We start from the raw sequence: 5,950 nt of genomic DNA, 5'->3' as shown, positions 1-5,950 counted from the left end.
GCTTTTCATCATCGGGGGTGCCGCGCCCCGCGACGGCATGAAAGTTAGCGTGAAAATACAGCCACGGAAGAACACGGATATCACGGAAAATGAAGTGCACTCCAAACGCTGTTTCGTGTGTTTCCGTTTTCTTCCGTGGCCGGTCTTCATCCCCGGCGGTGCCGCCCGCCAGAGGGCATGGCTTTGTTCCGGCCTGCCGGCCAGCGGATCAGAACGCCTGTCCGTAACCGATCGCGGCGCCGAGGGCGAGCGTCACCAGCACGACGGCCCGTCCGATCAGGCGCCAGGCGTGAAGGTGGCGCTCCCAGTTGGCAAACTGCAGGGGTCCGGGTGACCAGTGCAAAAGCGTGGTGCCGCGAAGCTTCATCGCAGGCAGGTAGCGCCGCATTCCCTTCGTGAGCCGTACCGCCATGGGCCAGCGCCATGCGGCCGCTGCGATCACCAGGGCCACGATCAGTGGCACGATGGCCGCCAGATGTTCGGATCCGCTCGCGGCCACGGCAAGCATCGGGGTATCGCGGAAGGTGATCCAGGGCAGCACCAGCACGCCGCCGAGCATCAGGATCCAGGGCAACTCCGGGTAGCGTCCGACGGCGGGGGCTTCCCCGGCGTCCGGCACCGGCACGCGCCGGGTCAGCCACAGGAAGCGCAGCATCAGCAGTGCGCTGGCGACGCCGGTCAGGTACAGCAGCGCATCCACCCCGCTCCCCGCCCCCGCCGCCCCGGCCGCGAGATCGAGCGCCGTCTTCGCGAGCACGCCGCTGGTCCCCGGTGCCGCCGCCAGCGCCAGCGCGGGCAGCCACAAGCCGGCCCAGACCCAGCGGCGCCGGCGCCCCCGGGAAGCGCCCAACACGCCGACACCCAGGAACAGCGCCGCCTTGGCGAGCCCGTGATGCATCACGAACACGGCGATCGCAGCGATCGCGGCGCCACCCACCTCGCCAGACTGCAGTGCGAGTCCCGCCAGTATCGTGACCAGGCCCATCTGGCTGACGCTGGACCAGCCAAGCAGCACCTTGGGATCGCGTGTCGGCAGGCCGCGCAGCACGGCGTAGAGCGCCCCGGCCAGCCCGAGGCCCACCAGCAGCGGCGCAACGACGGGGGCGAATGCAGCGCCGGCAGGCTCCACCAGCCGCAACCACCCGAGGATCCCTGCCTTGATCATCACGCCGCTCAGCACCGCGCTGGCGGCGACCGGCGCCACCGGGTGCGCACGGGGCAACCAGCTGTGCAGGCCCAGCGCCCCCAGTTTCAACCCGAAAGACAGCGCCAGCAGTGCCAGCAGCGGTCCGGAAAGAGTGGCAGTGACGGCGTCGAATCGGGTGTCGCCCTCGGCCGCCGCCACCAGCGCCGCGACCGCGACGAACAGTGCCAGTTCGGCCACCAGCATCATCGCCAGATACAGGCGCCCCGCTCCGAGCGCCTGCGGCGTGCGTTCGAACACGACCAGCCCGAGCGCCGCGAAGGTCATCAGCGCGATCCCGGCATACAGGGCCAACAGATCCTGCGCGAGGATCAGCGCGAGGTTTCCGGCCAGCGCGAGGAGCCAAAGCGCTCCGAAGGTCGGGGAGCCCGCCTGGTCCGGGCGCCACTGTGCGGCCATCCACCCGGACAGCGCCCAGACCAGCGCGGCCGGGAGCAGAAACACGCGCGCGGTCGCATCGACGCCGAACGACAGGCCGGCGGGAAGCAGCGGCAGCGCCAGGGCGGTTCCCTCGGGCAGCAGCACCGCAAGCAGCGCCGGAACGGGCGCGAACGGCAGCAACAGACTGCGCGTAGACGCCTGCACGAACGGCAGCACGGCAAGAAACAACCAGGGTAGAAGCAGCGCACCGCCGAGCAGCGCCGTCTGCAGCCACGCTTCGGGCCCGCTGATCATCCAACCACCCCCGAACCTGCGTCCAGCAGCCGCGCGGCGATCGGCGCGGCAAGGCCCAGCGCGGCTGAGCCCAGCGCGAGCCCCAGCGCGCTCAGACCGAGCGCAGGCGACAGCGCCTGGAACCCGCCCTCCGTCTCCCAGCCAGGTCGCATCGCCGCCTGCAGCGCACGCCACAGGTAGCCGGCAGTGAATGCCGTTCCGAGCATCAGCACCGCCAGCCAGAAATACCCGCCCGTCGCCAGCGCGGCCTGGGCGAGCCACCACTTCCCGACGAAACCGCCGGTGGGCGGAAGCCCGACCAGACTCGCGCTGGCGATCGCGAACGCGACCCAGGCGACCACCGCACCCTGCTGGTCGCCACCCAGGGCCTCGAGCCGCCCGATTCCGTGGCGGAGCACGATCGCACCGGCTGCAAGAAACAGCGCCGCCTTCGCCAGACCGTGGGCCACGACCAGCATCACCGCGCCGGTCCAGGCCAGCTGCACGGCCCCGGCGGCCGCCAGCGGAAAGACCAGCAGCCCGTAGCCGAGCTGGGACACCGTCGAGTAGGCGATCAGCATCTTCAGGTGTCGCTGCAGCAGCGCCTGCAATCCGCCCCAGAGCACCGCCGCGGCTCCCAACAGACCGAGCAGCGTCGCCACGCCCGGGCCCAGCAACGGCGCGAACGGACCGAACCAAAGACGCACGAGCAGGTAATAGGCGGCCGCTATCACCACCGCCGAGAGCACGGCGCTGACCGCCGGTGGCGCGCGTCCATGGGCCGCCGGCAGCCAGAAATGCAGGGGGAAAACGGCTGCTTTCAGCAGCAGCCCGAGCGTCATCAGCGCGGCCGCCACCACGGTGACCAGTTCGGGTTCGACGCTCTCGGCCAGCAGCGCGACGTCGAGCGCCGCGTAGCGTCCGTACAGGAGCGCGACCCCGAGCAGGTAGATGGTCGAGCCCAGCAGCGTCGCGAGCAGGTAGCGCCATGCCGCCGCCTGTGCGGACCCGCCGGCCAGGCCGATCAGCCCCACCGACGCGATGGAGACGAACTCCAGCGCCACGTAGATGTTGAACAGGTCGGCCGCGAGAAACAGGGCGTTCAGCCCGCCCCAGAGAAACAGCCAGAGTGGCCAGAAGAACCGGGGATCGCGCACCGGCGTGCGCGCCGCCGGGCGCGCGGCATGGAACACGGCGCCCGCCAGCCCGACCGACGCGTTGAGCAGCAACAGCGCGGCAGATAACCCGTCCACGGTCCAGCCGATCCCGAGGGGCGCCGTCCAGCCCCCGATGTCCTGCCGCCAGGGACCCTGCCGCAGTACCGCGACGACCACCCACAGCGCTGTCGCCAGCAGGATCCCTCCCGACCCCAGCGTGACCGGAACCGACCAGCGCGGCCGGATGAAAACCACGATCGCCGCTGCGAGCGGCAGGCTGAAAAGAACGACCGGGCCGGTGGTCTCCGGAATCACCCCGCGTCCCCGCGCGGACCGGCCGCGGCATCGTCGTCTTCGTCGCGGACCCGGCCGGCGATCCGGACCACCAGCGCGAGCGCTACCGCGGTGGTGCTCACCGTGACCACGATTCCAGTCAGCACGATCGCGTGGGGCACCGGATCCAGCGGTTCGGCCAGACGCGCCAGCACCACGAACAGCAGGAACACGGCCGTGGTCAGCACGTTCAGTGCGAGCAACCGCCGCAGCAGGCTACGCGCGGTAAAGAAGCCGTGCAGCCCGATCAGGAACAGCACGCCGGAAAGGCTGAGGTACACCGTCACGAGCCGACCTCGCGGTAGCCGTGCTCGCAGGGTTCCCCACGCAGGTAGAGCGCGAACAGCAACAGCGCGATCGAGAGCCCCGCCGCCACTTCCAGCAGCAGGATCATCGGCCCGGCAGCGCCCCGCGGGTATTCGAAGAACGCAAGGCCCGACAGCGACCCGGTGACCGCGGCCGCGAGCAGCATCGCCAGACCCAGCGACAGGATCCAGCGCCAGGGCCCATGCTCGCTGCTGCGGATCCATGGACGCGCGCCCGCGAGCAGCATCAGGATTGCACCGGCCCCGAGCACCGCGCCCGCGGGAAACGCACCCCCCGGCGCGTGGCTCCCGCGCCACAGCAGGTAGGCTGCGACGAGCACGAAGACCGGGAACAGCAGTCGCCCGAGCGCGGGCAGCGCCGGCGACGGCATTGCCGGGACCAGGGGGGACGGCGCACGCCCCAGCGACCAGATCGTCACCGCCGCGAGCAGCAGCACGCCGATCTCCAGCAGCGTGTCCAGCGCCCGGAAGTTCAGCAGCACCGCGGTGACTGGGTGGTCGACCCCCGAAAGCTTCAGCGACGCCAACACCTCTTCCCCCAGTCCGGGTGCCGGGAGTTTCCAGGCTGCCAGGGTCAGCCCGCCGAGCAGCGCCCCGCCGGCCGGGATCCAGAAGCCCCAGGCGGTGGTGGGTTCGTAGAGCACCCGGTGGTATCCGTCACGAGTCGCGAGCCGGTCCAGCGCCGAGAGCAGCAGCGCACCGGTCGCCCCCGCCCCGATCGCCGCCTCGGCGAGCGCGATGTCCGGCGCTTCGAGGCGGACCCAGGCCAGCGCCATCAGCAACCCGAACACGATGAAGCTCACCACCGCGTGAAACAGGTCCGCAGCCCGTGTCGCCTGCCAGGCCAGCCACACCAGCGCGAGCGCCAGCAGGCCGTCGAAGATCACGCCGGCCACACCCATCAGGTGCCCCAGGGCCGGAGCCCGCGCGCCAGCGCGGTGCGCGCGATCAGGCCCGCCACGGTGGCGGACGAAATCAGCATCAGCACCCAGATCAGGATCAGCTTCAGCAGCAGTGCCACGCTCCCCGACTGGACCCCGAGACCGATGCAGACCAGGCCGAGACCGACGTTGTCCGCCTTCGCGAGCGCGTGCAGGCGTGTGTAGACATCCGGGAAGCGCAGCAGCCCCAGCGTACCGAGCAGGAAGAACGGGATTCCGAGGAACACCAGCAGGCCACCGATCCACTGTACAGTGTTCATCGCGTCCCTCCCCGCTCGTCGTCCTCGCACTCCACTCCCGGCCGGCTGCCCGCCATGGCGGACCAGGCCCGGCTGACGAAAGTGACCGAGGCCAGTGCCGCCAGCAGCGCGAAGACGAGCGCGACGTCGATCAGCGCGAGGTTGCCGCTGACGACCGCCATCAGCAGCACGATCACCACCGCCGAGGTCGCAAACATCTCGGCCGCGAGCATGCGGTCGGCGGCCGTGGGGCCGCGCAGGATGCGCACCATCCCGACCACAATATTCAACAGCAGCAGCAGAACGACAACGGGATAGAGTTCAGTCATCTTTTTCTCCCAGTGGCTGGAACAGCCTACCGACCACGGCCTCGAGCCGCGCCAGACCCGCCATCGTGCGCGTCGGATCGCCGAGGATGTGCACAGTCATCCCGTGCTCGTGGAACCGGACACACAGAGTACCGGGCATCAAGTTGATCAGATTGGCCAGAAACACGCGTGCATGGCCACCCTCGACGTTCCACACGTAATCGACCAGCGCCGGGTTCAGCGGCCGGCTCGGGTGCACTGCACGCCAGGCGACGTCCAGTGCACTGCGGAGCGACAGCCACGCAAATACCGGCACGAACGCAAGCACCCCGCGCAATCGCCAGCGCCAGCGTTCGGTGGTCGGAAACGGGTTGAACAGAGCGGCGACCAGCACAGCGGGTAGACCCCACAGCCAGCCCCCGTCGCCGCCGGTGATGATCCACCAGATCCCTGCGTACGCCAGGATTCGCAGCGGCAGACCGACACCGGTCTGCTGCATCCCAAGCCAGCGCATAACGCCAACGGTCCGCTCTTGCACTGACTGCCGCCAGGATTTCGTCATCATGCTCCGCTGCCAGACCAACGTTCATGGCGCGACGTGTTGCGCGACCTTCACGTTAACGTTCATGCCGTCGTGGGGTGCGGCACCCCTGATGATGAAAAGCCGCAAACTGTAGGTCGGGTTGACCCAAAGGGCGTAACCCGACGGGTCTCGCACCCCACCCATGGGCGCAAAATAGCGTCGTCCCCGGGACGTCGTCGGGTTACGCTGCGCTAACCCGACCTAC

7 protein-coding genes are annotated in these 5,950 nt (G+C 69.6%); all 7 read right to left on the bottom strand.

What is annotated here, in order from left to right; translation table 11 throughout:
- Positions 1-208: 208 nt before the first annotated feature.
- The 7 genes from EA346_RS14520 to EA346_RS14490 are packed head-to-tail and all read right to left on the bottom strand — an operon-like array spanning position 209 to position 5,676.
- Entirely contained in the window at positions 209-1,879 is a 1,671-nt protein-coding gene (locus tag EA346_RS14520; RefSeq protein ID WP_296759787.1) for a proton-conducting transporter membrane subunit, read from the bottom strand.
- The gene (locus EA346_RS14515) at positions 1,876-3,327 is read right to left on the bottom strand and encodes a proton-conducting transporter membrane subunit (RefSeq protein ID WP_296759789.1); all 1,452 of its coding nucleotides are present in this window, start codon (positions 3,325-3,327) and stop codon (positions 1,876-1,878) included. Before EA346_RS14515 ends, EA346_RS14520 begins: the two co-directional genes overlap by 4 nt.
- Positions 3,327-3,635: an NADH-quinone oxidoreductase subunit K gene (locus EA346_RS14510; protein ID WP_296759785.1), complete on the bottom strand. Its 309-nt coding sequence runs from the start codon at positions 3,633-3,635 to the stop codon at positions 3,327-3,329. Before EA346_RS14510 ends, EA346_RS14515 begins: the two co-directional genes overlap by 1 nt.
- Positions 3,632-4,576: a hydrogenase subunit MbhD domain-containing protein gene (locus EA346_RS14505; RefSeq protein WP_296759784.1), complete on the bottom strand. Its 945-nt coding sequence runs from the start codon at positions 4,574-4,576 to the stop codon at positions 3,632-3,634. The genes EA346_RS14510 and EA346_RS14505 overlap by 4 nt, the downstream gene beginning before the upstream one ends.
- Positions 4,576-4,875 (bottom strand): monovalent cation/H(+) antiporter subunit G, encoded by a 300-nt coding sequence (gene mnhG / locus EA346_RS14500; protein ID WP_296759782.1) that lies wholly within the window; start codon positions 4,873-4,875, stop codon positions 4,576-4,578. The genes EA346_RS14505 and mnhG overlap by 1 nt, the downstream gene beginning before the upstream one ends.
- Positions 4,872-5,183: a monovalent cation/H+ antiporter complex subunit F gene (locus tag EA346_RS14495; protein WP_296759780.1), complete on the bottom strand. Its 312-nt coding sequence runs from the start codon at positions 5,181-5,183 to the stop codon at positions 4,872-4,874. Before EA346_RS14495 ends, mnhG begins: the two co-directional genes overlap by 4 nt.
- Positions 5,176-5,676: a Na+/H+ antiporter subunit E gene (locus tag EA346_RS14490; RefSeq protein ID WP_296759779.1), complete on the bottom strand. Its 501-nt coding sequence runs from the start codon at positions 5,674-5,676 to the stop codon at positions 5,176-5,178. Before EA346_RS14490 ends, EA346_RS14495 begins: the two co-directional genes overlap by 8 nt.
- Positions 5,677-5,950 lie beyond the last annotated feature (274 nt).

It is taken from the genome of Thioalkalivibrio sp. (assembly GCF_007692535.1).
In the GTDB taxonomy this organism is placed as follows: Bacteria; Pseudomonadota; Gammaproteobacteria; order Ectothiorhodospirales; family Ectothiorhodospiraceae; genus Thioalkalivibrio.
Note: the sequence above shows the minus strand (reverse complement) of the source record. Positions and strands in the feature narration are given on the sequence as shown.

Excerpts from the sequence above, each read along its gene's own strand:
- EA346_RS14520 (WP_296759787.1), bottom strand. The coding sequence starts at position 1,879 with ATGATCAGCGGGCCCGAAGCGTGGCTGCAGACGGCGCTGCTCGGCGGT.
- EA346_RS14495 (WP_296759780.1), bottom strand. The coding sequence starts at position 5,183 with ATGACTGAACTCTATCCCGTTGTCGTTCTGCTGCTGCTGTTGAATATT.
- EA346_RS14505 (WP_296759784.1), bottom strand. The coding sequence starts at position 4,576 with ATGGGTGTGGCCGGCGTGATCTTCGACGGCCTGCTGGCGCTCGCGCTG.
- mnhG (WP_296759782.1), bottom strand. The coding sequence starts at position 4,875 with ATGAACACTGTACAGTGGATCGGTGGCCTGCTGGTGTTCCTCGGAATC.
- EA346_RS14490 (WP_296759779.1), bottom strand. The coding sequence starts at position 5,676 with ATGCGCTGGCTTGGGATGCAGCAGACCGGTGTCGGTCTGCCGCTGCGA.